The sequence below is a fragment of the Frigoribacterium sp. R86507 genome (genome assembly GCF_044597695.1).
GTDB lineage: Bacteria > Actinomycetota > Actinomycetes > Actinomycetales > Microbacteriaceae > Frigoribacterium.
The window spans coordinates 227640-254501 of the sequence record NZ_CP139002.1 but is presented as its reverse complement, the minus strand read 5'-3'; the positions used below and the strand labels follow the sequence as shown (position 1 = coordinate 254501).

The 26862-nt window shown below is 72.8% G+C and carries 30 protein-coding genes and 1 tRNA gene; 16 read left to right on the top strand and 15 right to left on the bottom strand.

Features of this window, described 5'->3' with window-relative positions; all coding sequences use genetic code 11:
• Positions 1 to 71: 71 nt before the first annotated feature.
• From SJY14_RS01215 to SJY14_RS01170, 10 genes are all read left to right on the top strand, one after another.
• A complete protein-coding gene (locus SJY14_RS01215) occupies positions 72 to 626 on the top strand; it encodes an RNA polymerase sigma factor (protein WP_071255864.1) in 555 nt (184 codons plus the stop codon).
• The gene (locus SJY14_RS01210; protein WP_396599550.1) at positions 623 to 1390 is read left to right on the top strand and encodes an Asp23/Gls24 family envelope stress response protein; all 768 of its coding nucleotides are present in this window, start codon (positions 623 to 625) and stop codon (positions 1388 to 1390) included. Before SJY14_RS01215 ends, SJY14_RS01210 begins: the two co-directional genes overlap by 4 nt.
• Positions 1387 to 1890, top strand: coding sequence for a hypothetical protein (locus SJY14_RS01205; RefSeq protein WP_055976126.1), 504 nt, complete (start codon positions 1387 to 1389; stop codon positions 1888 to 1890). Before SJY14_RS01210 ends, SJY14_RS01205 begins: the two co-directional genes overlap by 4 nt.
• A 166-nt stretch (positions 1891 to 2056) precedes the next feature.
• Positions 2057 to 2127, top strand: a tRNA-Gly gene (locus SJY14_RS01200).
• 40 nt (positions 2128 to 2167) lie between these two features.
• Entirely contained in the window at positions 2168 to 2542 is a 375-nt protein-coding gene (locus SJY14_RS01195; protein ID WP_054145075.1) for a PH domain-containing protein, read from the top strand.
• A gap of 293 nt (positions 2543 to 2835) precedes the next feature.
• Positions 2836 to 3171, top strand: a complete 336-nt coding sequence (locus SJY14_RS01190; protein ID WP_071255862.1) for a hypothetical protein — start codon at positions 2836 to 2838, stop codon at positions 3169 to 3171.
• A gap of 1 nt (position 3172) precedes the next feature.
• On the top strand, positions 3173 to 3769 hold the full coding sequence (locus SJY14_RS01185) for a hypothetical protein (RefSeq protein ID WP_071255861.1): 597 nt from the start codon (positions 3173 to 3175) through the stop codon (positions 3767 to 3769).
• Positions 3766 to 4077, top strand: a complete 312-nt coding sequence (locus SJY14_RS01180) for a hypothetical protein (protein WP_071255860.1) — start codon at positions 3766 to 3768, stop codon at positions 4075 to 4077. The genes SJY14_RS01185 and SJY14_RS01180 overlap by 4 nt, the downstream gene beginning before the upstream one ends.
• A 126-nt stretch (positions 4078 to 4203) precedes the next feature.
• Entirely contained in the window at positions 4204 to 4659 is a 456-nt protein-coding gene (locus SJY14_RS01175) for an Hsp20/alpha crystallin family protein (protein WP_071255858.1), read from the top strand.
• Between the two features lie 313 nt (positions 4660 to 4972).
• Positions 4973 to 5428: an SRPBCC family protein gene (locus tag SJY14_RS01170; RefSeq protein WP_071255857.1), complete on the top strand. Its 456-nt coding sequence runs from the start codon at positions 4973 to 4975 to the stop codon at positions 5426 to 5428.
• Between the two features lie 73 nt (positions 5429 to 5501).
• Here the strand turns inward: SJY14_RS01170 and glsA are convergent, their stop codons facing one another.
• Positions 5502 to 6440 carry a glutaminase A gene (gene glsA, locus SJY14_RS01165; protein WP_071255855.1) on the bottom strand — a complete coding sequence of 313 codons (939 nt, stop codon included), beginning with the start codon at positions 6438 to 6440 and terminating at the stop codon, positions 5502 to 5504.
• A 200-nt stretch (positions 6441 to 6640) separates the two neighbouring features.
• Between glsA and SJY14_RS01160 the strand changes: the two genes are divergently transcribed.
• Positions 6641 to 6925: a hypothetical protein gene (locus SJY14_RS01160; RefSeq protein ID WP_071255853.1), complete on the top strand. Its 285-nt coding sequence runs from the start codon at positions 6641 to 6643 to the stop codon at positions 6923 to 6925.
• A 126-nt stretch (positions 6926 to 7051) separates the two neighbouring features.
• Here SJY14_RS01160 and SJY14_RS01155 read toward each other — a convergent pair whose 3' ends face one another.
• The 7 genes from SJY14_RS01155 to bla form a co-directional block, all read right to left on the bottom strand.
• Positions 7052 to 8071 (bottom strand): DUF418 domain-containing protein, encoded by a 1020-nt coding sequence (locus tag SJY14_RS01155; protein WP_396599549.1) that lies wholly within the window; start codon positions 8069 to 8071, stop codon positions 7052 to 7054.
• Between the two features lie 80 nt (positions 8072 to 8151).
• Entirely contained in the window at positions 8152 to 8469 is a 318-nt protein-coding gene (locus tag SJY14_RS01150; RefSeq protein WP_396599548.1) for a hypothetical protein, read from the bottom strand.
• Between the two features lie 56 nt (positions 8470 to 8525).
• Complete coding sequence (locus tag SJY14_RS01145; RefSeq protein ID WP_071255851.1) at positions 8526 to 9611, bottom strand: ABC transporter ATP-binding protein; 1086 nt, start codon at positions 9609 to 9611, stop codon at positions 8526 to 8528.
• Complete coding sequence (locus SJY14_RS01140) at positions 9608 to 10477, bottom strand: ABC transporter permease subunit (protein WP_396599547.1); 870 nt, start codon at positions 10475 to 10477, stop codon at positions 9608 to 9610. The genes SJY14_RS01145 and SJY14_RS01140 overlap by 4 nt, the downstream gene beginning before the upstream one ends.
• Positions 10474 to 11448, bottom strand: coding sequence for an ABC transporter permease (locus tag SJY14_RS01135; RefSeq protein ID WP_396599546.1), 975 nt, complete (start codon positions 11446 to 11448; stop codon positions 10474 to 10476). The genes SJY14_RS01140 and SJY14_RS01135 overlap by 4 nt, the downstream gene beginning before the upstream one ends.
• A complete protein-coding gene (locus SJY14_RS01130) occupies positions 11448 to 12584 on the bottom strand; it encodes an ABC transporter substrate-binding protein (RefSeq protein WP_071255849.1) in 1137 nt (378 codons plus the stop codon). The genes SJY14_RS01135 and SJY14_RS01130 overlap by 1 nt, the downstream gene beginning before the upstream one ends.
• A gap of 280 nt (positions 12585 to 12864) precedes the next feature.
• On the bottom strand, positions 12865 to 13827 hold the full coding sequence (gene bla, locus SJY14_RS01125) for a class A beta-lactamase (protein WP_396599545.1): 963 nt from the start codon (positions 13825 to 13827) through the stop codon (positions 12865 to 12867).
• Positions 13828 to 13922: 95 nt separating this feature from the next.
• Between bla and SJY14_RS01120 the strand changes: the two genes are divergently transcribed.
• The 3 genes from SJY14_RS01120 (at position 13923) to SJY14_RS01110 (ending at position 18126) form a co-directional block, all read left to right on the top strand.
• The gene (locus tag SJY14_RS01120) at positions 13923 to 14900 is read left to right on the top strand and encodes an ABC transporter ATP-binding protein (protein WP_396599544.1); all 978 of its coding nucleotides are present in this window, start codon (positions 13923 to 13925) and stop codon (positions 14898 to 14900) included.
• 89 nt (positions 14901 to 14989) lie between these two features.
• Positions 14990 to 15964, top strand: a complete 975-nt coding sequence (locus tag SJY14_RS01115) for an iron-siderophore ABC transporter substrate-binding protein (RefSeq protein WP_255364230.1) — start codon at positions 14990 to 14992, stop codon at positions 15962 to 15964.
• An 8-nt stretch (positions 15965 to 15972) separates the two neighbouring features.
• Complete coding sequence (locus SJY14_RS01110) at positions 15973 to 18126, top strand: iron ABC transporter permease (protein WP_396599543.1); 2154 nt, start codon at positions 15973 to 15975, stop codon at positions 18124 to 18126.
• A 109-nt stretch (positions 18127 to 18235) separates the two neighbouring features.
• Here the strand turns inward: SJY14_RS01110 and SJY14_RS01105 are convergent, their stop codons facing one another.
• The 3 genes from SJY14_RS01105 to SJY14_RS01095 form a co-directional block, all read right to left on the bottom strand.
• Positions 18236 to 18631 carry a DUF2809 domain-containing protein gene (locus SJY14_RS01105; protein ID WP_396599542.1) on the bottom strand — a complete coding sequence of 132 codons (396 nt, stop codon included), beginning with the start codon at positions 18629 to 18631 and terminating at the stop codon, positions 18236 to 18238.
• Between the two features lie 450 nt (positions 18632 to 19081).
• Entirely contained in the window at positions 19082 to 20695 is a 1614-nt protein-coding gene (locus SJY14_RS01100; protein WP_396599541.1) for a GMC family oxidoreductase, read from the bottom strand.
• Positions 20692 to 22065, bottom strand: coding sequence for an alpha/beta fold hydrolase (locus tag SJY14_RS01095; RefSeq protein WP_396599540.1), 1374 nt, complete (start codon positions 22063 to 22065; stop codon positions 20692 to 20694). The genes SJY14_RS01100 and SJY14_RS01095 overlap by 4 nt, the downstream gene beginning before the upstream one ends.
• A gap of 240 nt (positions 22066 to 22305) precedes the next feature.
• On the opposite strand from SJY14_RS01095, the gene SJY14_RS01090 reads away from it, so the two are divergent.
• Positions 22306 to 22458 (top strand): hypothetical protein, encoded by a 153-nt coding sequence (locus tag SJY14_RS01090; RefSeq protein WP_396599539.1) that lies wholly within the window; start codon positions 22306 to 22308, stop codon positions 22456 to 22458.
• Between the two features lie 20 nt (positions 22459 to 22478).
• Positions 22479 to 22823, top strand: coding sequence for a ribonuclease E inhibitor RraB (locus SJY14_RS01085; RefSeq protein WP_071255845.1), 345 nt, complete (start codon positions 22479 to 22481; stop codon positions 22821 to 22823).
• 105 nt (positions 22824 to 22928) lie between these two features.
• Here the strand turns inward: SJY14_RS01085 and SJY14_RS01080 are convergent, their stop codons facing one another.
• From SJY14_RS01080 to SJY14_RS01065, 4 genes are read right to left on the bottom strand one after another with little or no spacing between them, the layout of a single operon-like run.
• Complete coding sequence (locus SJY14_RS01080; protein WP_396599538.1) at positions 22929 to 23762, bottom strand: SDR family NAD(P)-dependent oxidoreductase; 834 nt, start codon at positions 23760 to 23762, stop codon at positions 22929 to 22931.
• Between the two features lie 42 nt (positions 23763 to 23804).
• Positions 23805 to 24689, bottom strand: a complete 885-nt coding sequence (locus SJY14_RS01075; RefSeq protein ID WP_396599537.1) for an ABC transporter ATP-binding protein — start codon at positions 24687 to 24689, stop codon at positions 23805 to 23807.
• Positions 24686 to 25747, bottom strand: coding sequence for a FecCD family ABC transporter permease (locus SJY14_RS01070; protein ID WP_396599536.1), 1062 nt, complete (start codon positions 25745 to 25747; stop codon positions 24686 to 24688). The genes SJY14_RS01075 and SJY14_RS01070 overlap by 4 nt, the downstream gene beginning before the upstream one ends.
• Complete coding sequence (locus SJY14_RS01065; protein WP_396599535.1) at positions 25744 to 26805, bottom strand: FecCD family ABC transporter permease; 1062 nt, start codon at positions 26803 to 26805, stop codon at positions 25744 to 25746. Before SJY14_RS01065 ends, SJY14_RS01070 begins: the two co-directional genes overlap by 4 nt.
• Positions 26806 to 26862 lie beyond the last annotated feature (57 nt).

The window sequence follows — 26862 nt, the reverse complement described above, 5'->3', positions numbered from 1 at the left end:
TCCACGGGTCGCGACTCGCGCCTCCTCGTCCCGGGGAGACCGGGCGGACGCAGCAGCAGAAGGGGGCGGACATGGCGGCAGACCTGGCCGAGGCCTCCGACGCGGTGCTCGCGTCGCGCGCCGCCGAGGGCGACGAGCGGGCCTTCGAGGTCCTGCTGCGGAGGCACCTCGGGCTGATGACGGCGTACGCCACCCGGCTGACCGGCTCCCGGGCCGACGCGACCGACGCGGTGCAAGAGGCGTCCATCACGATCTGGCGTGAACTGCCCACGCTGCAGACGCCCGCCGCGGCCAAGGGCTGGATGATGCGCATCGTGTCGCGCAAGGCCTTCGACCTGATCCGGTCGCGACGACTCACCGACGACGTCGACGACCTCGAGCTGGCCTCGGCGACGCCGACGACCGATCCGGAACGCCTGGCGTCGTCGAACGACGCCATGGAGGCGCTGCGTGCGGCGCTCGCGCGACTGCCGGCCAGCCAGCGGCAGGTGTGGGCGCTGCGCGAGGTCGGCGGCGAGTCGTACACCGAGATCGCCGAACGGACCGGCACCACCGTGACCGCGGTCCGGGGGCAGCTCGCCCGGGCCCGAGAGACCCTGACCCGCGAGATGGAGGCCTGGCGATGAGTGACCGTCCCCACGGCACCGACCATGCCCACGAAGACCCGACCCCGCCCGACGTTCCCGTCGACCTGGGCGTTCCCGTCGAGGCGGGCGCTCCCGTCGAGGCGGGCGCTCCCGTCGAGGCGGGCGCTCCCGTCGAGGTCGAACCGGCGCCCGACGGGCCCGTCGAGGCCGACCCGGAGTCCGACGAGCCCGTCGAGGGTGCCGACGACGGCGTCTCGCCCGAACGCCTCGTCGACTACCTCGACGCCGGTCGGCAGCCGTACGACCCCGAGATCGAGGAGTCGCCCGAGGCCCGGGCCCAGCTCGCGGCCCTCGAGCGCCTGCGGGCGATGGGGGCTCGACTGCTCGAGTCCGACGCCGCAGCGACCCCCGCCCCCGACCCGAGCTGGATCTCGGGCGTGATGGACCGCGTGCGCCTCGAGTCGCGGGCCGGACGGCAGATCCCGCTCGCCTCGATCGACGAGCGTTCCACCCTGCACATCACCGAGGGTGCCGTGCGGGCACTCATCCGCGAGGCCGGCGACGGCGTCGAGGGCGCCATGGTCATCTCGTGCACGATCCACGGGGACGTCAGCGTGCCCGGGGCCCTCGTCCGGGTCGAGGTCGTCGTCAGCGGCCTGTTCGGCGAACCCCTGCCGGCCCTCGCCGAGGCGGTGAAGGCGGCCGTGTCGTCGAGCCTCTCCCGTCAGACCGAACTGACCCTCGAGAGCGTGGACGTCGTCGTGGACGACGTCCACCTGCAGAGCGAAGGAGGCGCGGCATGAGCGACGAGGACGGCCTGCGGGCCCCCATCAGCCCGGCCGACCTGTCCCTGCTCGCCGCGGAGCTCGGCGAGATCGCCGCATCGGTCGACGGCGTCGTGCACGTCCGGGCACGGCCCGGCTTCGGCAGCGTCGTGCGGTCGGCCCTGCAGGGGCTGAGCACCGTCGTGGGGGGCGGAGGGGTCGTGGGCTCCACCGTGCAGAGCGACGACTCGGTCGCGGCCGAGGCGGGTGCGTCGGCGGCGTCCGACGTCCCCGACGCCGAGCGCGCCGACCCGGCCTCCGCCGAGGCCGCCGCCCCCGGGCGACCCGTGCCGCTCGTCGGCATCGCCGTGGCCGACCTCGAGACCCGCATCACCCTCGACATCGCGGTCGACGAGAGCGGCTCCGGGCCGCTCGTGGCCCGTGCGGTCGCCCAGGCGTTGCTCGACCGGGTGAGCGGGGAGCCCGTTCCGCCGGCCTCGGTCGACCTGCGCATCGTCTCGGTCGCGACCGGGGCCTGAGCGCGCCTCCTGGCGGTGCTGCGTGGAGTCGTACCGCCTGCTGAACGTCGCACCGTCGACTTCGGCGGTGCGACGTCCGTCCGGCGGTGCCACACGCTCGGCAGGGCACAGGGAGCACCGGAGGCGCGGGCCGCTATAGTGGTCTGACGCGCCCTCGAGGCGCCGCGCGAGTGTAGTTCAATGGTAGAACTTCAGCTTCCCAAGCTGATAGCGCGGGTTCGATTCCCGTCACTCGCTCCGACTGTGGCTTCGGCACCTACTTCGGTAGGGTCGCCGCATGATTGACTTTTCCTCAAGCTCAGTTTTCAAACTGAGCCACATCGACCCCGCCGAGATCCAGCCGCAGATCGCAGGGCTGCTGCTCGAGGGGGAGGCCTTGCTCGTCGCCGCCAAGACGGTCCGAGATTTCGTCGTCTTTACGGACAAGCGCATCATCGCGGTCAATGTCCAGGGCATCACCGGCAAGAAGCGGGACTTCAGCTCTCTTCCTTACTCGAAGGTGCAGGCCTTCTCTGTCGAGACGGCAGGAACGCTGGACCTCGACGCCGAACTCGAGTTGTGGTTCAGCGGTCTGGGCAAGGTCCGATTCGAGTTCCGGGGGTCGTTCGACGTCACCTATCTCGGACGCCTCATCGCCAGCAAGATCCTCTGACGAAGTGACGGGCAGCTCGGTTCGCGAACGCTTCGACCCCGCAATGATCCAGGCTGAACTCACCTGGGGCGACAGGCACATGATGCGCGGACCCATTGCCCCCGCTGTCGGTCAATCGGGGGGTGGGGTGCAGATCCTGCTTCCCACCAGCGTGCAGGAACTCTCGAACATCGGCCTTTTCGTCGAGGTCACAAGGAATGGGGCGTCCGCGAAGAGAACGAACTCGCCTTCACGGAGCGCCGGCACAAGGGTGACTCACCCCATGCGGCGACGACCGCCGAGGGGCCCAGGGCATGACGACGCTCGAGGCCACGCTCGCCACGATCGAGGCCGAAGGGCTCGACAGGTTCGCCTACGTGATCGGAGACGATCACGCCAGTTCGGCGGACGCCCTGGTCCTGACCCGACGAGACGGCGTTTGGACCTCGTTCTCGACCAACGAACGTGCCGGTGTCGAGAAGACCAGCGTTCGCACGTACGAGGAACTCTCCGACGCTCTGGACGACTTCCTGCGTCTCATGAGGCTGAGGGCTGACGAGGACGCACTCATGTCGCGCATCAGGGAGAAGAACAGGCTCGCCCACGAGACGTGGCGCGCGTCACAAGACGACCGACCGGGGAGGGCATGACATGGCCACGATCGAGTCGGTGCACGCCGTCATGGCGGCAGAGGGACTCCACGACCTGGGACACGTCATCGACGGTGACCACGCGAACAGGACGGACTGCCTCGTCGTCACAAGACGCGACGATGCCTGGGTGACCTTCTCCGCCGACGAGCGCGCGGCTGTCGTCGACGGGAGCGTGCGGACCTACCCGAGCGAGTCCGAGGCCCTGGAGGACTTCCTCGTCCTGCTCCGGCTGAAGAAGCTCCTCCGCGACCTGCAACGGGAGCGCGACCTCGAGCGCGTCGAACGTGCGTCGATGACCGACCTCGAGTCGCTGCCTGCGCAGATGGAGGCGGAGGGCTTGGTCCGCGTCCGTGTCGCTCTCGGTGACGTGTACCTCAGGCGCCCGGACTGTCTCGCCGTGGCGCGACGAGACGGTGTGTGGAGCACTTTCTACATCGACGAACGAGCGGCCGTGGAGAAACGGAGCCTGCATGCGTTCCCCGACGAGGTCTCGGCCGTGGCCGACTTCCTCGACCGCCTGAGGTCCCAGCATCGCAAGCTCGAGATCCAGGACGAACTCCGAGACCGACGCCGCCGATCAGGAGAACCGTCATGACGATGGTCGCGCGCACCCTGGCCGCCCTCCGAACCCAGGTCGACGCCGGCGGACTCGGCCACCTGAACGCCGTCATCGGGGACGCGACGACGGGGAAGCCCTTCGCGCTCGTCCTCGCTCGACGGGACGAGGTGTGGAGCACCTACTTCCTCGACGAGCGAGGTCTCGTCGAGGAACAGAGCGTCCGCACCTACGACGACGTCGAAGCAGCCGCAGCCGACTTCCTCCGGTTGCTGCGCAACCTGGCCCGCATCGAGGAGATCGACGCCCAACTGGCCGCCCGCCGGCAGGCGCAGCGTCCTCAGTGATCTCTCGGCAGCGTTCAAGCTGCGTTTGAGGTACGAAACGCTGGTCAGAGGTACATTCGTGTCGTCAACGAGCCGGGGCCACCTGGTCCCGGGTCACACCGATCAACCGAAAGGGGACTCTTCATCATGGCCATGTCTTTCGATCCTTTCACCGAGCTCGACCGTCTCACCGGCGCCCTCACGGGCATGCGACAGGGGCCCAGGGTCATGCCGGTCGACCTCTACCGCGACGGCGACCGCTACGTGCTCAACGCCGACATGCCGGGCATCGATCCGGGGTCGGTCGACGTCGACGTCGACGGTCAGTTGCTGACCATCCGGGCCAACCGCACTCCCGACACCCGCGACGGCGTCAAGTGGCTCGCGCAAGAGCGGCCGCACGGCTCGTACCTCCGCCAGTTCAGCGTGGGTGAGGGCATCGACTCGAGTCGCATCACGGCCCACTACGACAACGGCGTGTTGTCACTCGTCATCCCGGTCAGCGAGAGGGCGAAGCCGCGCAAGATCGAGGTCGTCTCGGGCCAGGCGCACGAGACCGTCGACGCGATCGACGCATCACCGGCCCGCGACACGGCGAGCTGACCCTCTCGGCGCTTACGCCGTCGACCCCGACCACGCGGTCGAGCCCAGCCACGCCGTCGACCCCGACCACCCCGTCACGATCCGTCGTGGCGGGGTGGTCCCGTTCCGGCGACACCACCGCTGGACCGCTCCACCCCTCCGCGGCCGGCACGCGAGTACTGTGCGGTCCCGCGGTGGGCGGCGTCACCCGTCACCTGACCGTTGCCTCCGCACGTGGGCGAAGCCGACCCGCGCCTCCTACCGTTCACCGCAGGGCACGACGCCGACTCGGCGCCGCCCACGATTCCTGAACACCGTCAGCAAGGAGTGCACAATGGCACAGGCCATCGAGACCATCGACGTCAACGTTCCCGTCAGCGTCGCCTACAACCAGTGGACCCAGTTCGAGGAGTTCCCGAAGTTCCTCGACGAGGTCGAGTCGATCACCCAGACCACGCCCACCCTCACGGTGTGGAAGGTCAAGGTCGGGCCGGTCGAGAAGACCTTCGAAGCCGAGATCACCGAGCAGCACCCCGACGAGCGCGTCGCCTGGAACAGCACGGGCGGCGAGGTCGACCACGCCGGCGTCATCACGTTCCACAAGCTGAGCGACGACGTGACGCGCCTCACGGTGCAGATCGACTGGACCCCCGAGGGCTTCCTCGAGAAGATCGGCAACACGCTCGGCGCGGACAACCACGCCATCAAGAAGGACCTCAAGAACTTCAAGGAGTTCATCGAGCGCGAGGGCAACGTCGACGGCGCCTGGCGCGGAGACGTCCAGGCCTGAGCCCGGGCTCGTACCCGTCGAGGCCCCCGGTCGGCTCCTGTTCCCAGGATGCCCACCGGGGGCCTCGACCGTGTCAGCCGCGGAAGCCGAACGAGTGCAGGTCGTGTTCCTCGCTCAACCGGCGGCTCAGCTCGGCACCACGAACGCTCGTCCCCTGTTCGTCGATCGGCGGGCTGAACACGGCCGCCCCGAGCCTGTTCGGCGCCGACAGGACGATCGCGCCCGAGACGCTCGACTTCGCCGGCACCCCGACGCCACGCATCCAACGGCCCGACCCGTCGTAGACGCCGCAGGTCGCCATGACCGACACCACGTCGCGGGCGACGCGGGCGTCGACGACCTGCACGCCCGTCACCGGGTTGCGGCCGCCGAACGCGAGCGTCGCGCCCATGACGGCCAGGGCCTCGGTGTCGACGAGCACCGAGCAGGCCCGGGCGTAGAGCGCGACCGCGTCGTCGGCCGAGCGGTCGAGCGTGCCCTCCGACCGCATCAGGTGCGCCAGCGCGTGGTTGCGGTCGCCGTGCAGCTGTTCGGACTCGCTGACCTCGCGGTCGTAGTCGAGCTCGCGCCCCGCGAAGCCTCCGAGACCCGCCAGGATGCGCGCCGTGCGCTCGTCGCAGGTGTCGCCGTCGACCAGGTTGGCCGTGAGCAGGGCTCCGGCGTTGACCATCGGGTTCGGCGGTCGCCCGGTGCCGCCCTCGAGCTTGATCGCGTCGAACGCCTCGCCGGTCGGCTCGATGCCGACCGCGTCGAGCGCCGCTCCGCCGGTGTCGGCGAGGGCGAGCGCGAAGAGGAACGGCTTGACCGCCGACTGGATCGAGAACGCGTGACCCGAGTCGCCGGCCGCGACCACCTCGCCGGTGGGCCGCACCACGGCCACCCCGAACAGCTCCGGGTCGGCCTCGGCGAGCTGGGGGATGCTGTCGTCCACCGCGCCTCCTCGGGTCGACAGGACGGAGGCGCGCAGGGCCTCGAGGGACGCGGCGTCGGACGACGGGGTGGGGGACGGCATCGCTCCACCCTGACAGGCGGGGGGCCGTGCGTCCGGGCTCGTGCCGGGTCGCCCACGAAAGGACGGGGTACGGGACGGGGTACGCGCCGGGGGACGGGAAGCACGCGATGTTCTCGGCGTCAACCCCGCGCGTTGTCAGGTCGCGTGTCTAGCGTGCACCTCGTCGGACCGCATCGGGGCGGGCCGCGAGAGAGGCGACGATGCTCATCGAGGGTGGCAGTGGCCGGTCGGGGACGACCTGGCCCGGGCGGGGCCCCCTGGCGAGCGCGCTCGACCTGAGGCTCGACGTGGTCGGGCGCGGCCGGTGGCGCGTCGTCGACGTGCGCCGGTCGGAGCGAGGTGCCCTCGTGGTCCTCGGAACGGTCGCCCAGACGGAGGCGGGCTACGAGCTCACCCTCGTCGCAGCCCCCGGGCGTCGCTGGTGGTGCACCGACCTCTCGAGTGCTCTCGACACCGTCGTGCGCGCCTCGTGGAGCCTCCGCTAGTCGTCTCGGTGGCCGAGTGGTCCCGAATCGTGGTTCGGGGGCGCGTGAAGGACGATTCGCGACCGCTCGACCGCTCGACCGCGCGACCGCTCGACCGCCGACCCGAGGAGGCGCGCGTCGCGTCGGTCAGGACGCCCGGCGCACCAGCGCGGCCGGCCGCCACCAGGTGACGCTCCGCCAGGACCACTCGACCGGTCCGTAGACGAACCGGGCGAGCCAGAGGCGACTGAGCACGGACTGCACGGCGATCAGGGCGACGCTGATGGCCAGCCCCGGCACGACGCTGGCCATGTGCCCGAAGTCGACCACGAGCGCGAGGCCGGCCACGACGATCGCCGCGACGACGTAGTTGGTCAGCGCCATGCGCCCGAGCGGCTCGAACACGGCCGCGATGGCACGGCGGGCGGGGGTGCGCCAGAGCAGCGCGAGAGCGGTGGCGTAGGCGACGGCCATGACCAGCCCGGCGATGCTGCCCGGCGTCGAGAAACGCGGGTCGCCCGGGGCCGTGGCCTGCCACAGCAGGGCCGGCACCGTGAGCACCGCGGCCCCGGCGAAGACCAGGGCGACGCCGCGCCCGGCCGACTCGAGCACGCGGGGCAGGCCGTAGGCCGCGGCGCCCGCACCGAGCAGCATGAGGCCGGGGGTCGAGGCCAGACCGCCACCGGTCAGGGCGTAGGCCGCGACGGTCAGTGCGGCACCGAGGGCCAGGGTCGCCCAGCGCGGTGCGAAGACGACGATCGGCAGCATGACGAGGCCGACGACGCCGTACTCGAGGAGCACGTTGCCGGGGTAGACGAACATGAGCAGCCCGCCGATCGCGACGAGCCCGACCAGGCGGCGCACCATGACGAGCCCGGGGCGGGGCGAGCGCGACCGGGCGCCGGCGAGCACGAACCACAGGCTCATGCCGAAGAGGAACACGAAAATCGGCACGAACCGGGTCTGCACCGTGACGGTCAGCAGATCGCGCACCGGGTCGTCGACCGGGCGAGCGGACTCGATCGCCAGGTCGATGCCGAGGCGGGTGATGTCGAGCGTGTTGACCAGCAGGATGCCGAACAGCGCGAAGCCGCGCAGCGAGTCGACGAACCTCCAGCGGGTGCCGGGGATGGGTGGGGAGTCGACGGCGGGCGCAGCGGAAGTCATGTGCCCAGTCAAGACGACCCGCGCCTCCTGGTCATCCCTCGCGGTGATGGCTCGCATCCGCCTGAAGTATCAGATGTGGGTCAGTCGAGCTTCCACTCGGCGCGGTACCCGTCACAGGTGAGCCGGTCGAGGTCCGCCTCGATGTCGAGCTTCGACTCGTCGGCGCCGGTGAGGCCCTGAGGAGCCAGCCGGTGGATCTCGCGACCGGTCGAGCGCTCGCGCACCACGACGTCGAAGCCCGGCCACTCGCCGTCGAACGAGCCGAAGAAGAACGCGGCGAGGACCGAGACGATCCACCGTCCGGCGACGAGCAGCCGCGGTCGCCGGGTGGTGACGATCTCGGCCTGCCACACCGAGGAGGCGCGGGGCACGTCGTCGGGGTCGGTCACCGAGGGCATCCCCCGAGGCTAGCGGCGGGGTCGGGCGTGTCGCCTCCGTCGCCCGGCTGATCGCGTCAGGAGGCGCGGGTCGTCACGGCCACGCGGGCGGGCGTGAACGAGACGCGCACCGACGACCCCGGCTCGCGTCGTTCGTCGGCCCGGTGGTCGAGCACCAGCAGGGTCTCGCGGTCCACGCGCACGCGGGTGCGGCACACGGCCCCCAGGAACGACACCGACTCGACGACGCCCGCGAGTCCGCCCTGCTCGACGAACGACACGTCCTCGGGGCGCACGTAGGCCCAGACCGGTCCCTCGGCCGGCGTGCCCACGACCGGCACCTCGGGGCAGCCCGCGAGTCGCACGAGAGCGCCGATGACCTCGCCGGACACCCGGTTGCTCGTCCCGACGAACTCGGCGACGAACGCCGTCGCGGGGGCCGAGTAGAGCTCTTCCGGGGTGCCCACCTGCTCGATCGACCCGGCGCGCATGACGGCGACGCGGTCGGCCACGGCCAGGGCCTCCTCCTGGTCGTGGGTGACGAACAGGGTCGTGATCGACAGCTCGCGCTGGATGCGGCGGATCTCGTCCCGCAGTTGCACCCGCACCTTCGCGTCGAGGGCGCTGAGCGGCTCGTCGAGCAGCAGCACCCGCGGTCGCGTGACCAACGCCCGGGCCAGGGCGACGCGCTGCTGCTGGCCGCCCGAGAGCTGGTGCGCGTAGCGCTCGCCGAGGTCGCCGAGCCCGACCAGGTCGAGCATCTCGCCCGCCCGGGCGGCCCGGGCGGCCTTGTCGACGCGACGCATGCGCAGCCCGAACTCGACGTTCTGCCGCACGGTCAGGTGGGGGAACAGCGAGTACGCCTGGAACACCATGCCGACGTCGCGACGGTGCGTCGGGACGCCGACCACGTCGCGGCCGTCGATCGTGATGCGGCCGCCCGTGACGTCCTCGAGCCCGGCGAGGCTGCGCAGTGCGGTGGTCTTGCCGCAGCCCGACGGGCCCAGCACGGCGACGAGCTCGCCGGGCTGCAGCTCGAGGTCGAGCCCGGTCAGGGCCCGGTGCCCGGCGAACTGCTTCGTGACGTCGTGGAACGCCACGGCGGCACCCGCACCGGCGACGGTCGGACTCGTGACGGAGGGGCGGGGGAGCGTGGCGGTCACGAGAGGGCCTTTCGGGTGGGGATCGGACGGGCGGCCCCGAGGGCTCCGACCCGGCCGATCACGAGCAGCAGCACGAAGGCGAAGGCCAGCGAGATCAGAGCGAGGATCACGGCGGCGTAGGGGTCGGAACGCGACACCTGCACCAGGGCGGTCTGCAGGTTCACGCGGTTGAGCAGCGAGGCGATGGTGAACTCTCCGAGCACGACGGCCACGGTGATGAACGCCGCCGCGAGCAGGCCCCGGCGCAGGCTCGGCACGACCACGAGGGCCATCGTGCGCGGCCAGCTCGAGCCGAGCGTGCGCGCGGCCTCGGTCAGCGTGCGGAGGTCGGTGGCCGCCAGGTCGGACTGCACCGCCCGGTAGGCGTAGGGCAGCACCGTGACGCCGTACGCGAGCGCGAGCGTCCAGGCGCCCGAGCCGACCACCCGCGAGACGACCGAGTAGACCGGTGCGAGGCCGACCACGAGCACGATCGCCGGCACCGTGATCGGCACGAGGCAGACGAACTCGAGCGGCCGCACGAGGCGCGGGTAGCGCAGGTGCACGAGCACCATGGCCGGCACCAGCAGCACGAGCACGAGCAGTGCCGCGACGACGGCGAGCAGCAGCGAGTTCGTGACTCCCTCGACGAGGTTGCGGTACATCCGCTCGTTCTCGGGGTCGACGATCGCCAGCCAGTGGTTCAGGTCGTGGCCCGTGCCGTCGGCGCTGCGCAGCGAGAACGCGACCATCGCCGCGATCGGCACCGCGAAGAGGGCTCCCACGACGACCAGGGCGGTGCGGCGCGCGACCGTGCCCGCGCCTCCTGCGCTCGTCGACCGCGGAGCGCTCGTCGTCCGCGGAGCGCTGGTCGTCCGGGCGCTCATCGCTGCCACCGCTCGGTGCGGCGCTGCAGCAGCGAGTAGCCGGTCATCAGCACGGCCATGACGACGACCATGCCGAGCGCGAGCGCGCCGGCGACGTTCTCGCGGCCGAGCACGGTCTCGCTGATCAGGGCGGCGCGGATCTGCAGCGGCACGATCTGCGCGCCCTGGCTGATCAGTGCGGCGGCGGTCGCGTACGACGAGAAGGCGTTGGCGAAGAGCAGCAGCAGGCTGCCGACGAACGCCGGGGCGAGCACCGGGACGACCACGCGGACGAGGTGCTGCCACCGGGTGCCGCCGAGCGTGGCGACGGCCTCGCTCCACTGCGGGCGGAGGCCGCTGACGGCGGGCATGAACGTGATCACCATGAGGGGCACCTGGAAGTACAGGTAGGGCAGCAGCAGCCCGGGCACCTGGTAGAACCAGACCCCGTCGGCGTAGAGGTCGACGCCGGCGACGTCGATCAGCAGCCGCGTGACGACGCCCTGGATGCCGATCGTCGCGATGAACGCGAACGCCAGCATGACGCCGCCGAACTGGGCGAGCACGCTCGATGCGGCGTCGATCGCGCTGCGGACGGCTCCGTCGGGGCGGAGCGAGGTGAGGCCCCAGCAGACGACGGCTCCGACGACGGCCCCGGCCACCGCCGTGACGGCCGAGACGGCCGCCGAGCTGGCGAAGGCCCGCACGATCAGCGGGTCGCCGAGCGCCGCGAGGTTGTCGAGCGTGGGGGCGCCGTCACCGTCGACGAAGCCCGTTCCGAGCGCGAGCAGGCACGGCACGATCAGGAAGAGGAGCACCCAGACGGCGAACGGGGTCAGCCCCCACCACGCCGCCGGACGGCGCCGACCCCGCGAGGGGCCGACGCCGGCGGAGGACGAGGAGGCGCGGGTCGACGGGTCGCCGCCGTCCCCCTCGTGTGCCGACCGCACGTCGGCGGTCGTGTCCGCCGCGCGGGTCGACGTCGTCACCATCAGCCGATCGCCGTGGCCCAGGTGTCGGCCAGGACCTTCGAGGCGGCCTCGGTCTGCTCGGCCGTGAACTGCACGGTGTCGGCGGGCTGCTCGCCGACCTTCTCGAGGGCGTCCTGGTCGACGGTGCCGGCCTCGGTCATCGCCGCGAGGCGCACGGGGTAGGCGCCGGCCGCGAGGTACAGGTTCTGCGCGTCGTCGCTCATGACGTACTCCTGCCACAGGCGGGCCGCGGCGGGGTGCGGCGCGTCGACGTTGATCGCCTGGTTGTAGTAGCTGCCGAGGGCGGTGCCGGGCAGCACGGCCGTCTTCCAGTCGCGTCCGCCGGCGTCGGCCGCGGCGGCCAGGTTGTTGTAGCTCCAGTCGAAGACGACCGGGGTCTCGCCCGAGGCGATGGTCGCCGGGGTCGGGTCGGTGGGCAGGAAGTTGCCCGCGTCGGCCAGCTTCGAGAAGTAGTCCACGCCCGTGCTGACGTCGTCGGCGCTGCCGCCGGACTGCAGCGCGGCCCACTCGACGGCCGCGGCGGCGGCACCGGCCTGGGTCGGGTCGCCGTTGATCGCGACCTTGCCCTTGTAGTCGCCGCCGAGCAGGTCGTCCAGGCTCTCGGGGGCGGGCACGGCGTCGGCGTCGTAGCCGACCGACATCAGGCCGGTGTAGTCGTAGACCCACTTGCCGTCGGCGTCCTTGTGGTCGTCGGCGATGTCGTCCCAGGTCGACACCTTGTACGGCGCGAACTGGTCGAGGTTGTCGAGCGTCACGGCCGAGCCGAGGTCGAAGACGTCGGGGGCGGTGTCCTGCCCCTTCAGGTTCTGGGCGGCGGTGATCTCCTCGGCGCTCGAGATGTCGGGGCTGTCCGAGTTGACGGTGATGTCGTACTTCTTCTCGAACCCGTCGATGATCTTCCCGTAGTTCGCCCAGGTGTCGGGCAGGGCGATGACGTTGAGCTCGCCCTCGGCCTGGGCGGCGCTGACGAGGGCGTCCATGCCTCCGAAGGCCTCGGCGCTGGTGGCGGTGGCGGCGTCGGTGCCGTTCGCCGCGCCTCCTGCGCTGTCGGCGTCGGCGCTCGCCGAGCAGCCGGTCAGGGCGAGGGCGGCGATGCTGAGGGTCGCTGCCGAGACGAGCAGGCGCTTGTCGATCATGCGGTGTGGGTCCTTCGGGGTGCGGGGCCGGGGTTCGCCTCGATGTGGTGAGGGCGACGGGGGACCGGGCGGCCCGCTGGGCACGCTAAGGAGGCGCGGCGACGTCCCGGGGGAGGCCGCGTGAACGCCGGGAGAACAGGTGGTGGCGGGGTGTGCGGCCGGGGTCGTCGCCGCGCTGATGGTCGGCGACGAGTGGGCAGAAGATGCTGCTCGTCACCGCGGGAAGAGCATCTTCTGCCCACTCGACGGGGGCGCGTAGGAGGGGGCGGGGCTGGCCGGGTCAGCGGGCGGAGGCAACCGCGGTGAGGGCGATGCGGGCGGCTTCGGCGACGAGGGCGTCGTCGTACTTCGCGGCGGGGTCGTTGCGCGTGGTGAGCACCGAGATCACCACGGGGTCGCCCGACGGGGGGACCACGATCGCGACGTCGTTGCGGATGCCGCCCGCGCCTCCTGACTTGTCGGCGACCTGCCAGCCGTCGGGAGCGCCGGCGCGGATCAGGGTGTCGCCGGTCGCGTTGCCCGACATCCACCCGAGCACGGTGGCGCGGTCGTCGGCGGCGAGCCAGTCGCCGTCCGAGATGCGGGCGAGGGTGGCGGTGAAGGCATCGGGCGTGGTCGTGTCGGCCGTGCTGCCCGGGGTGATGGTGTTGAGCTCGGGCTCGGTGTGGACGACGTCGGTCACGTCGTCGCCCTGCGCGGCGAGGGCGGCGTCGAGTCCGGTCGGGCCGCCGAGCTCGGCGAGCACGAGGTTCAGCGCCGTGTTGTCGCTCTGCCGCACGGCCGCCTCGGCGAGCTGCCGCAGCGGGAGCCCGTCGGCGACGTGCTGACCGGTCAGCGGCGAGTAGCCGGCGGCGTCGACCTCGGCCTGGGTCCAGGTGACGACGCGGTCGAGGTCGGCGTCGTCGGTCGCGTCGAGCAGGGCCGCCGCGGCGAAGGCCTTGAGGCTCGACGCGTAGCCGAAGCGCTCGTCGGCGCGGTGGTCGAGGGTCGCGCCCGAGCCGGTGTCGAGCACGCTCAGGCCGATCCGTGCGTCGTACCGGGTCTCGAGGTCGGCCAGTGCGGCCTCGACCTCGGGGGTCCCGAGGTCGGGCGCGGCGATCGGGCTGGGCAGGGGGACCGGGGTGGCGGTCGTGCTCGGGGCGGGGGTCGACGCCCCGGGCGTCGAGCAGGCGGCCAGGCCGAGGCCCAGCCCGAGGGCTGCGGTGGTCAGGAGGGTCGTCGTCATCGTCGTCCGAGAGGTCATCGGTCCAGTCTCGCCGACGCCCGGGAGGCGCGGGTCGGCTCGACGTCGAGAGGCCGGGTTGCGGCACCGGGGTGAGGTTAGGCTAACCTAAGCGCGTGACCACCGACCTGCCCCTCGCGGCCACCGCATCCTCCTCGGCCGCCCTTCGCGCCGACGACGTCTCGGTCGCCTACGACGGCGTCGACGTCGTCCGCGGGGCCCGCCTCGAGCTGCGGCCCGGCTGCGTCACCGCCCTCGTCGGCCCGAACGGCAGCGGCAAGTCGACCCTGCTGCGCACCCTGGCCCGACTGCAGAAGCCGCGCACGGGCTCGCTGACCCTCGCCGCGCCTCCTCGTGGCGACGACCGGGCCGGCGAGTGGGCGGAAGATGTTGCTCCCGGTCCGGCGAAGGACACTTTCCGCCCACTCGACCCGGCAAGCGGCGGCCAGAGCCACGACCAGAGCCAGGGCGAGGGCGTCGACGGGTTCGAGCTGTCGCTGCGACAGTTCGCTCGGCGCGTCGCGCTGCTGACGCAGGGGCGCCCGACCCCCGGCGGCCTCAGTGTGCGCGACGTCGTCGAGTTCGGCCGCTACCCGCACCGCGGCCGTTGGGGGCGTTCCGACCCCGAGGGCCCCGCCGCCGTCGACCGGGCACTCGAGCTCACCGGCGTGGCCGACCTCGCCGATCGCGGCGTGGACCAGCTCTCGGGCGGCCAGCTGCAGCGGGTCTGGCTCGCCAGCTGCCTCGCGCAGGACACCGGGGTGCTGCTGCTCGACGAGCCCACCACCTACCTCGACCTGCGCTACCAGGTCGAACTGCTCGACCTGGTGCGCGACCTGGCCGACTCGGGCCGCATCGCGGTCGGAGTCGTCCTGCACGACCTCGACCAGGCCGCCGCGCTCGCCGACCGCATCGTCGTGCTCAGCGAGGGCCGCATCGTCGCCGAGGGCGACCCCGGGGACGTGCTGACACCGCGCCTCCTGACCGACGTCTGGGGCATCCGCATCGACGTCGACACCGACCCCACCACCGGCCACCTGCGCACCCGCGCGATCGGCCGACACCACACCCGGGCCGACACGCCCGTCCGATGAGAGAGACACCACCCGTGACCCAGCGCCTTCTGACGACGCCCCGCCACACCCCGACCTCCGGCGGGTCCGCCCGCCGCCCCGCGCGACGACTGCTGACGGTCACCGCCGTCGCCGCCGCCGCGGCCCTGACCCTCGCCGGCTGCGGCACCACCGAGTCGGCCGACGCCGGCTCGACCTCGGGCAGCGGCGAGCAGATCACCCTGACCGACGGCACCGGGGCCGAGATCACCCTCGACGGCCCGGCGACCAAGGTCGTCGGCACCGAGTGGAACGTCGTCGAGGACCTCGTCGCCCTCGGCGTCGAGCCCGTGGGCGTCGCCGACGTCAAGGGTTACAACGAGTGGGACGCGGCCGTGCCGCTGACCAACGAGCCGAAGGACATCGGCACCCGCGGCGAACCGAGCCTCGACACCGTCGCGTCGCTCGCGCCCGACCTGATCGTCGCGACCGACGGGCTGAGCGCCGAGGCCGTGGAGCAGCTGAAGGAGATCGCTCCCGTGCTGCAGGTCACCTCGGCCGACGCCTCGCGCCAGATCGAGCACAGCATGGACAACCTCGACCTCATCGCCAAGGCGACCGGCACCGAGGACAAGGCGACCGAGGTGAAGAAGGAGTTCACCGACGCCGTCGAGTCGGGCAAGCAGGCCCTCGCCGACGCCGGACTCGCCGGCACGCCGTTCGCCTTCGCCGACGGGTACGTCGACGCCGGCCAGGTCAGCATCCGGCCCTACGCCAAGGGCTCGCTCGTCGCCGACGTCACCGAAGAGCTGGGCCTGACGAACGCCTGGACCGTCGAGGGCGACGAGGCGTACGGCCTCGCCACGACCGACGTCGAGGGCCTCACGCAGCTGCCCGCCGACGTGCAGTTCCTCTACATCGACAACACGGCCGCCGGTGCCGACGACCCGTTCGCGGTGTCGCTCGCCTCGAACGCCGTCTGGACGTCGCTGCCGTTCGTGCAGTCCGGTGACGTGCACCGCCTCGACGACGGCATCTGGATGTTCGGTGGCCCCGCCGCGATGACCGCCTACGTCGACTCGCTGGTGTCGACCCTGACGAAGTAACCGGCACCGTGAGCACGACCGTCACCCCCACCGACCCCGCGCCGTCCCGGCTCGACGAGCCCGCCGCCGGGCCCGACGAGCGGGCGCTCCGCGCGGCACGAGCCCAGGAGGCGCGGCTCGCCGCCCCCCGTCGGCTCACGCTCGGGTCGGTGGGCGTGACGGTCGCGCTGGTCGCCGTCGTCGTGGTGCTCGCCCTCGTGGACGTCACGCAGGGCACCGCCGACGTCGGCGCCCGACAGGTCTGGCAGGCGCTGACCGGCACCGCGACGGCCGGCGACGCGTCCGTGGTCGTGGCCTCGCGCCTCCCGCGGATGGTCGCCGGCCTGCTGGTCGGCGTCGCCCTCGGCGCCGCCGGTGCGGCCCTGCAGCAGATGAGCCGCAACGTGCTCGCCTCGCCCGACACCCTCGCCGTGAACGCCGGGGCCTACGTCGCGCTCGCGCTCGCCGCCGTCACCGGGCTGAGCCTGCCCCTGCTCGCGTCGTCCGGCGTCGCCTTCGTCGGTGGGCTGCTCGCCGCGGGGCTCGTGCTCGCCGTGTCCGGGCTGGGAGCGGGCACCGTGCGGCTCGTGCTCGCCGGCAGCGCCCTCGCCCTCGGCCTCGCCTCGGTGACGAGTGCCCTCCTGCTGCTCTTCCCGCAGCAGACCGCCGGGCTGTACGCCTGGGGCCAGGGCAGCATCTCGCAGAACGGCTTCGACGGCGTCGTGCAGCTCGCCCCCGTCATCGTCGTCGGGCTGCTGGTGCTCGTCGCGATGAACCTCCGCGTGGACGCCCTCGCCCTCGGGGACGACACCGCCCGCAGCGTCGGCGTCGACGTCCGCACCACCCGCGTGGTGACCGTCCTCGCGGCCGTGCTGCTCTCGGCCGCCGCCGTCACCCTCGCGGGGCCGATCGGCTTCGTCGGCCTCTGCGCCCCCGCCCTCGTCCGACTGCTGCGTCGGGCCGTGCCCGCCGTCCGTCGCTTCCTCGTCTTCCTGCCCCTCGCGGCCCTGGCCGGTGCCGCCCTCGTGCTCGGCGCCGACGTGCTGCTGCGCGCCCTGGTCGGTGCCGAGACGTCGGTCCAGGTGCCCACCGGCGTGGTGACCTCGCTGCTCGGGGCGGTCGTGCTCGTCGTGCTGGCCTTCCGGGCCCGCGACCACGGCGGCGTCACCCCGACCGACCGGCACCCCGTGGTCTCGCGCCTGCGCTTCGTGGTGGTCGTCGCGGTCGTGCTCGTCGCCCTCGTCGCCGTCGTCCTCGGCTCGGTGCTGCTGGGCGACGCCAAGCTGCTGCTCGGCGACGTCGCCAACTGGGTGGCCGGCCGGTCCGGCCGCGTCGTCACCTACGTCCTCGACACGCGCGTGCCGCGGGTCGCGGCCGCCCTCGCGGCGGGCGCGGCGTTGGCGCTCGCCGGCACGCTCGTGCAGGCCGTCACCCGCAACCCGCTCGCCGAGCCGGGCATCCTCGGCGTGACGGGCGGAGCCGGCCTCGGGGCCGTGCTGCTCGTCACCACCGTGCCGCTCGCGACGGGTTGGGGCATCGCGGGTGGGGCGTTCGCGGGAGCCGTCGCGGCGGCCGTGGTCGTGTTCGGCCTCGCCTCACGCGGCGGGTTCCCCCAGAACCGTCTCGTGCTGATCGGCATCGGCGTCTCGACGGCGACGGCGGCCGCGATCAGCCTGCTGATCGTCCTGACCGACCCGTTCAACGGCGCGAAGGCGCTGACCTGGTTGTCCGGTTCGACCTACGGCCGCACGACGGACGACACGCTGCCGGTGTCGCTGGTGCTCGTGGCCGCTCTCGTCGTGGTCGTGCTGCTGCGTCGCCGCCTCGACCTGCTCGGGGTGGACGACGACACCCCGCGCCTCCTCGGGGTCTCCCTCTCGCAGTCGCGACTGGTCTTCCTGTCGCTGGCGGTGCTGCTCACGGCGACGGCCGTGGCCGCCGTCGGCGTGGTCGGATTCGTCGGGCTCGTCGCCCCGCACGCCGCGCGTTCGCTGGTCGGACGGCGGCACGCGCGGGTGCTGCCCGTGGCCGTGCTCCTCGGCGCGGTGCTGGTCTGCGCCGCCGACGTGCTTGGCCGCACCCTGATCGCCCCGGCGCAGCTCGGCGCCGGCCTGCTGACCGCCGTCATCGGCACGCCGTACTTCGTCTGGCTGCTCTGGCGCGGGCGGGCCTCGGCGAGCTGACGCCCCGGCGCCGGCTCTCGCGCCGGTCGAGTGGGCAGAAGACGTCCCTCGCGTCTCGACGAAGGACACTCCGCGCCCACTCGACCCGCGCCTCCCGGGGGTGCGGAGGTCAGGAGGCGCGGCGCAGGACCCCGAGCAGCACCAGTCCCGAGACGCCCCCGGCCAGGTACCCGAGCAGGTCGGTCGCCGCGAACGTCGAGCCGAGCACCCACGCCGCGGGCGGGAACGCGGCCGAGGCGGCGGCGGGCAGCCCGGTCAGCTGCAGCAGCTCGACCCCGACCGAGGCGACCGTGGCGACACCGGCCACGACGAGGGTGGGCAGGCGCGGGGCGACGAGCGCGAGCAGCAGGGCGAGCAGCACGGTGTAGAGCGCCGAGCCGAACAGGTCGCCGGTCAGCCCGGGCACGAGCAGTTTCGCGGCGACGCCGAGCACGACCGTGAGCGTGACGGCCAGCAGCAGCGTCCGCCGCCCTGCAGCGTGGTCCACTCCGCGTGCGACTGACATGTCACATAGGCTAGTGGGCGGGGCCGGGCACCGCCGGGTCACGGCCCCGGGCAAGAGTGAAGCCCACGACCGCGGGAACGATCGTGGGCTTCGTTTGTCCTCCGAGTGGAAGACCAGGGATGCAAGCGATCCCGAGTTCACTACTCGGATGATTGTAATCCAGGTCCGCCTGGACTGCATCCCTGGCACCTTCCGCTCCTCGTGTTAGCCGGCGCGCACACCAGGAGGTGATCCTCATGTCGAAAGACGCCGAGGGCCAGCCCAGGAAGACCGTGCCGTGGCTGCAGATCGCGACGATGTTCGTGACTGTGACGCGGCTCGCGCTCGACCTGTGGCGTAAGGGCTAGGAGAGGGCGCCCCCGTGGCCCTGCGTCACGGGGGCGTTCCTCACCGACGCGACCCGCGCCTCCTGGGCTCGGGGCTCAGGAGGCGCGGGTCGGGCCGGGGGGCTCAGGCCGCGTCGACGACGCGCGAGACGTCCGCGCCGACGCGCTCGCCGGCGACCGTGCCCGACAGCCCGGCGCTCGCCAGGAAACGGTCGGCGGTGCGCAGGCCGAGAGCCATGATCGTCAGCGCGGGGTTGGCGACGACGGCGCTCGGGAAGACCGAGTTGTCGGCGATCCAGAGGTTCGGCACGTCGAAGCTGCGTCCGTCGGGGTCGACCACGGCCGTCGCGGGGTCGGTGCCCATGCGGCAGGTGCCGATCGTGTGCGCCGTGCGAGCCAGAACGCGGATGTCGCGCCCGCCGGCCGCCTCGACGATGGCGGTCATCGTCTCGACGGCGTGGTCATCGATCGCCTTCTCGTTCTCGCCGGGCGTGAACGTGACGACGACCTTGGGCATGCCGAACTCGTCGACCTCGTCGGACAGCGTCAGCCGGTTCTGCTCGCTCGGCAGGCACTCGGCGTTGATGCCGACGCCCGCCATGAAGCGGTAGTCGTCGAGCGCCTTCACGAGTTCGGGGCCCCACAGGCCGGCGCCGCGGGCGAGCGTCGTGGCCAGCGTCAACGGCATCGCGCCGAGGCTCTGGATCAGGTAGCCGCCGACGAAGTCGACGCCCTCGGGCCGCATCGTGTCTTCGGTGATGATCGACGACGGGTAACCGCGGTAGCCGCGCATCTCGGTGTCGAAGGTGCCCCAGACCTGCGTGGCGCCGTGGGCCATGAAGTTGCGGCCGACCTGGTCGCTGCTGTTGGCGATGCCGGCGTGGAGCAGCAGGCGCGGGGTCTCGACGCCGCCCGCGCAGAGGAAGAGCGCCGCGGTGCGCTGACGGTGCTCGACACCGTCGCGGACGTAGACGACGGCCGACACCTCGCCGGCCTCGTCGAGCTCGATGCCCGTGACCATCGACTCGGGGCGGATCTCGGCCCCGTTCGCGACGGCCATCGGCAGGTAGCTCGTGTCCATGCTGACCTTGGCGCCGCTGCGGCACCCCTGGTGGCAGCTGCCGCAGCCGACGCACGCCGGGCGGGTGCCGACGTGCTCCTGGCGCCAGTCACGGCTGACCAGGGCGGCGGGGGCGTCGGTCGCCCGGATGCCCAGGGCCTCGCAGCCGCGGATCATCATGTCGCTCGACGCGTTGCGCGCGGGCGGCGGCATCAGGTACGAACGCGACGGGTCCCACGGGTAGTCGGCCGGGCCGGAGACGCCGACGAAGTGCTCGACCTCTTCGATGTAGTCGATCAGCTCGGCGTGGTCGACCGGCCAGTCCTCGCCCTTGCCGGTCAGCGACTTGAGCTTGAGGTCGCGCTCGTCGGGGCGGGGCGTGAACGCACCCCAGTGCAGGGTGGAGCCGCCGACGCCCTTGCCGCTGTTGTTCTGGCCGAACGCGGTCGGGGTCTCGCCGCCGCTGAGGCGCTCGTCCATCCAGTTGATCTGGACGGCCTCGATCTCGTCCTGCGTGTACTCGTCGGGCTCGAAGTTGCGGCCGGCCTCGAGGGCGACGACCTTCAAGCCCTGCAGGGCGAGCTTCGCCAGGATCGGGGCGCCACCGGCGCCGGTGCCGATCACGACCGCGTCCACGACCTCGGACTCGTCGTAGGTGCGTTGCGCGTCGAGCTTCATCGGGTGACCTCCATGGCTGGTTCCCAGCCCTCTCGTTGGCCGGCGCCGAGCCGGCTGAATCCTTGCAGGGCGCGACCGGCACGGCCGTTCGCAAAACCGTCGAAGCCGATGCGTTCCATCGTCGCGGGGTGGGCGAGCCAGAGCTTGACCAGGTCGACGCGGCAGTCCTCGAACCACGCGGTCAGCTGCTCGGCCGAGAAGGCGTCCGTCGCGGGTGCCTCGCCCGCGACGATCGCCGTGAGGCGCGCGTCCTGCTGCTCGGGCGTCAGGTCGCCGAAGTCGGCGAGGGCGTCGAGGCCCAGCGCGTAGGCCTCGGGGTCGCTCGGCAGGTCGGCGTTGCGCCAGCCGTCGCCGTAGCCGGCGGCGAGCTGTGCGTCGACGCGTGCGGCGAGGTCGATCGAGTGCGCGGGGTCGTCCTGCGGCACGACGCGGGCGGCGACGGCGCGCAGCGTCGTCAGCTGTGCCTCGGTCAGCACGTGCGGGGCGTAGCGCGGGTCGTCGGCCACGGAGCGCTTCGCGAGGATGCCGCGCGTGTTCGACGCGGTGCGGCTCGACGCGACGACGCGCGCGAAGTCGTCCGACATCACCGGCGCCCGCCCGGCGTCGTCGCGCCAGAAGTCGACGATGGCCGAAGCGACCTCGGCCGGACGCTCGAGCGGCAGCAGGTGGCCGGCCCCGTCGAGGGTGAGATGCGTGGCGCGCGGGTAGACGGAGCCGTTGAGGCGACGCTGGGCGTCCTCGCCGAGCGGGCCGTCGGCCCCGCCGGCCACGATCAGGGCGGGCAGGTCGAGGCTGCCCACCTCGGCCGACCAGTCCTCGCGGCTGCCGCGGTCGAACCAGGCGGTCCACGCCTCGGGGGAGGTGCGGTGCAGGTCGGCGAGGGCCTGGTCGTCGAGCACCGCGGGCAACGGGGCGCCCACGTTGTCGTCGACGAAGGCGCGGGTCGTGTCGGTGTCGAGCGGGCCGTCGGCCGCCGCGGCGATCATCTGCTCGCGGTTCGCCTCGCTCATCGGCTCGGGCGACGGCGGGGACGCCGCGAGCAGCACGACCCCGGCGAGGCCGAAGAGCCCGCCCTGGCCCGCGAGCGTGCGTGCGGCGACGATCGAGGCGATCTTGCCGCCCATGCTGTGGCCGACGAGCAGCCAGCGGGTGGCGCCGTGTCGGCGGATCTGCCGGGTGACCTGGCGGACCATGTCGTCGACGGTCACGCCGTCGGCCGTGGTGGCGTCGCCGAAGCCGGGCAGATCGAGGGCGACCACCTCGAAGTCGCCGCCGAGTGCGTCGGTGACGGGGCCGTACTCGAGGCGGCTCGTGCCGAGGGCGTGCAGGCAGAACAGGGTCGGGCGGGTGGTGGTCGTGTCGCTGGTCACTCGGACTCCTCGGAGAAGACGTGGTGCCGGGCGACGTCCCCCGTCGTACCGGCGATCTCGACGCTACGTCCGGCCGCCGACATCGGGCCGAAAGAGGGCGTGCGGTCCGTGCCGGTGGTACGACTGTCTACCCGCGGGCGGTGGTCGTGACGCTGGGAGGCGTACCCCGAGGAGGCGCGGGCGGTGGATGCTCAGGAGTCGCGCCTTGTGCGCGCCCCGCCCGCCCGGGAGGATGGGCGGATGGAAACCGTCATCATCGCCCTCATGGTCATCGGGTCGATCGTCGTCATCTTCGGCATCGTCTTCTTCCTGGTCGCGGCGGTGTTGCCCTCCCGTGCGCCGCGTGCCGACCGCCGCGGTCGCGGCGGACGCCCCGCCACCCGCACCCGCTAGTCCGGGCCCGGGGCACGACGATGGACACGGGACTCGTCGTCCACCTCCAGCGCTGCGCGGCCCAGCTGGTGACCCGCCACGAGCTCCGCGACCGGTTCGACCTCGCGCGGACGGTCACGCACTCCGCAGACTTCCCGCGCCGCGCGGCTGCCGAACGGGCGGCCGACGAACTACGCAGCTCGGGTTACGACGCCACGGTCACCCGGCACGGTCTGCTGGGGGCCGATCTGCGGGCCAGCCGTGAGGACGCGCTCGACGACGACCGCGCCGTGACCTTCACCCGCGAGGTGTTCGACGTCGTGCAGCGAGCCGGCGGTCGCTACGACGGCTGGAGTGCCGAGGTCATCGCCGAAGCCCAGGCCTGAGCCGGGTGCCCGGCCTGTGCCCCCGGGTCGAACCACCGATGTGGTGTCGAACCGCCGATGTACGTGGTTCGACACCACATCGGTGGTTCGACGTCGGCTCCCGCCCTACGGCACGATCGCGTCGACGTAGCCGCCGTCGACCCGCAGCGCCCCGCCCGTCGTCGCCGAGGCGAAGCGTGAGCTGAGGTAGACCACCATGTTCGCGATCTCCTCCGGCTCGATCAGTCGCTGGACGAGCGACTGCGGCCGGTGCTTCAGCATGAACTCGTGCTGCGCCTCGTCCCAGGGCAGGTCGTCGCCGACCAGCTCGCGCACGAGCTCCTCGACGCCACCCGTGTGCGTCGGCCCGGCGATGACGCTGTTGACCGTCACGCCCGAACCCGCCGCCGCCTTCGCGAACCCCCGCGACACCCCGAGCAGGGCCGTCTTCGACACCCCGTAGTGGATCATCTCGACCGGCGTCACGATCGCCGAGTCGCTCGCGATGTACTGCACCCGGCCCCAGCCGCGCTCCATCATGCCGGGCAGGTAGGCCCGGGTCAGCCGCACGGCCGAGAGCACGTTCGTCTCGAAGTAGCGGCGCCACTCGTCGTCGTCGATGCTCAGGGCGTCGGCCGAGCCGAAGACGCCGAGGTTGTTCACCAGCACGTCGACCTCGGGGAAGGCCGCGATCGCCGTCTGCGCGCCCGCCTCGGTGGCCAGGTCGGCGGCGAGCGTGACGACCCGCGCCTCCTGGGTGTCGGCGTCGAGGGCGGCGAAGTCGGCGTCGCTCGCCAACGATTCGAGGAGGCGCGCCCGGGCCGCCGCCGTGGTCTCGGTCGAGCGTCCGTTCACGATGACGCGGGCCCCGGCGGCGGCGAGCCCGCGGGCGATCGCGAAGCCGATGCCCTGGGTCGATCCGGTGACGAGTGCGGTGGTGCCGTCGAGTTCGATCTTCATGGGACCATCCTGCTCGCCGGCACCCCGGGTGCCTACCCGACCTCAGCGGCGGCGGGGCACGACCATGGGCGACCCGGTCACGGGGTCGGGCACGACGACGCAGGGCAGGTCGAACACGTCGGTCACGAGCTCTTCGGTCAGCACCTCGGCCGGGGTGCCCGTCGCCACCACGTCGCCGTCGGCCATCACGATCAGGTCGGTCGCGTACCGCGCGGCCTGGTTCAGGTCGTGCAGCACCGCGACCACGGTCGTGCCCTGCCCGTGCAGCCGGGCGAAGAGGTCGAGCAGATCGTACTGGTGGGCGATGTCGAGGTAGGTCGTCGGCTCGTCGAGCAGCAGCACCGGGGTCTGCTGCGCGAGCGCCATCGCCACCCACACGCGCTGGCGCTGTCCGCCCGACAGTTCGTCGACCGGCACGTCGACCAGCGCGGTGAGGTCGGTCTCGGCCAGGGCCGCGTCGACGGCCTCGCGGTCGGTGCCGGTCCACTGCCGGAAGAGCCCCTGGTGCGGGTAGCGGCCGCGCGCGACGAGTTCGGCGACCGTGATGCCGTCGGGTGCGGTCGAGGTCTGCGGCAGGAGGCCGACGATGCGGGCCACCTCTTTCGCCGGCACGCCCGCGAGCTCGCGTCCGTCGAGCAGGACCGACCCCGACCGGGGCTTCAGGAGGCGCGCGAAGGCCCTCAGCAGGGTCGACTTCCCGCAGGCGTTCGGCCCGACGATGACCGTGAACGAGCCGTCGCGCACGTCGGCGTCGACGGCCTCGCTCACCGTGCGACGGTCGTAGGCGAGGTGCGCTCCGCGGGCGACGAGGCGGGAGGAGCGGGTCCCGTCGGAGGCGCGGGCGGCGTCGGTCGCACCGGTCGCGTCGGTAGCGTCGGTCGCACCGGTCACGTCGGGGGCGGGCGGGCGGGTGGCGTCGGCGTTCACGCGGACCTCCGGGATTCCGAGACGAGCAGCGTGATCAGGTAGACCCCGCCGATCACGAGGGTGACGAGGCCGACCGGCACGGGGTTGGCGGCCACGTGCTGGGCGACCAGGTCGGCGACGAGCAGCAGCACCCCGCCGACGAGCCCGCCCGCGACGAGCGGCACCCCGGCCGACCGCACCAGGCGGCGGGCGAGCTGCGGCGCGGCCAGGGCCACGAACGCGATCGGCCCGGTGCTGGCGGTCACCACGGCGGTGAGGGCGACGCCCACCACGACCAGCGCCAGGCGGGAGCGCTCGGCGCGCAGGCCGTGCGACCGGGCGGCGTCGTCGCCGAGCTCGAGCTGACGTAGCGGCCGGGACAGCCCCATGACGAGCGGGGTCAGCACGACGAGCAGCACCAGCGCCGGGACGAGCTGCTGCCAGCCGACCAGCGCCAACGAACCCGCCCCCCAGAACGACGCGGTCAGGGCGACCTCGTTCTGGGCGCGCAGCAGCAGCCAGCTGTTGACCGAGTGCAGCAGGGCCGTGACGCCGATGCCCACGATGATCAGCCGCAGTCCATGGACGCCGCGGCGGTAGGCGAGCAGGTAGACGACCAGGGCGGTGACGAGCCCGCCGATCAGGGCGCCGGCGGCCGTACCGATCGTCGAGGCCGCACCCGACACGATGACGACGATCGCCCCGGTGTAGGCGCCGGTCGAGAAGCCGATCACGTCGGGCGAGCCCAGCGGGTTGCGGGTCAGCGACTGGAAGATCGCGCCCGAGACGCCGAGTGCGGCGCCGAAGATAAGGGCCGCGAGGACGCGCGGCAACCGCCAGTTCAGCACGATGGTCGACGCGAAACCGTCGCCGCCGAACAGGGCCCGCACGACCTCGGGCGGGCTGAGCGGGTAGTCGCCGATGCCGAGGGCGACGACCGCGACGACGACGGCCACCACGACCAGCACCAGCGTCGCCGTGCGTCGACGTCCGCCGGTCGAGCGCCACGAGCGCAGGAGGCGCGGGCCGACACCCGGGGTCGCCGGCGTCGTCCGCGTGCCCGGGTCCGCCCGCGTCATGCGCCGCCCACCCGTCGGCGTCGGGCGATCGCGATGAGCACCGGTGCCCCGATCGCAGCCGTGACGAGCCCGGCGGCCAGCTCGCCCGGGGGAGCGACGACGCGGCCGAGCACGTCCGCGAGCAGCAGCAGCACGGGCCCGAGCACGGCCGAGAGCGCGGTGATCCACGGCTGGCTGGGGCCGACGACGCCGCGGGCGGCGTGCGCGACCATGAGTCCCACGAACGCGACGGGCCCGACCACGGCGGTCGCGCCTCCGGCCAGCAGGGTGACGACGACCAGCGAGACGACGCGGACGGCGGGCACCGAGACGCCGACCGAGGCGGCGTGCTCGTCGCCGAGCGCGACGGCGTCGAGCGGACGCGAGGCGATCAGGGCGACGACGACCCCGGCCGTGACGAAGGGCAGCACGGTGACCACGGGCTCCCAGCCGCGGTCGGCGAGCGAGCCGACCTCCCAGGCGCGGACGGCGTCGAAGCGGCGGGGGTCGGCCAGCACGATCGACGAGGTGATGCCCGCGAGCACCGACCCGAGCGCGAGGCCGGCGAGGGTCAGGCGGGCGGGACCACCGCCTCCTCGTCCGGCGCCGCCGATCAGCGCGACGGCGACCGTGGCGACACCGGCGCCGACGAACGAGAACCAGACCCAGCCGCTCGCCGAGGTGACCCCGGCGAAGCCGACCGCGAGGGCGACGGCGAAGGCGCTGCCCGAGGTGACGCCGAGGATGCCCGGGTCGGCCAGCGGGTTGCGCGTCACGGCCTGCACGACGGCACCGGCGACCCCGAGGCCGGCCCCGGCCACGATCGCGGCGACCGTACGCGGCAGGCGGAGGTCGAGCACGGCGGTGGCGTCGGCCGTGTCGCGGCTCGCGGCCCCGGTGAGGATGCGCAGCACCTCGTCGAGGGCGACCGGCCGCGCGCCGACGGCGAGGCCCAGGACGACGGCGAGGGCCAACAGGGCCAGGGCGGCCACGAGGGCGAGGAGGCGCGTGCGGGTGCGCCGGGAGCCTCGCGTCGGTCGCGGGGCACGGCCGACCGTGAGCGCTCGGGGCATCGCCATGGTGATTAGCTTAGGCTACCCTCACTTGGAGTCTTGTCGGGCGGCGCCCGCCGCGGC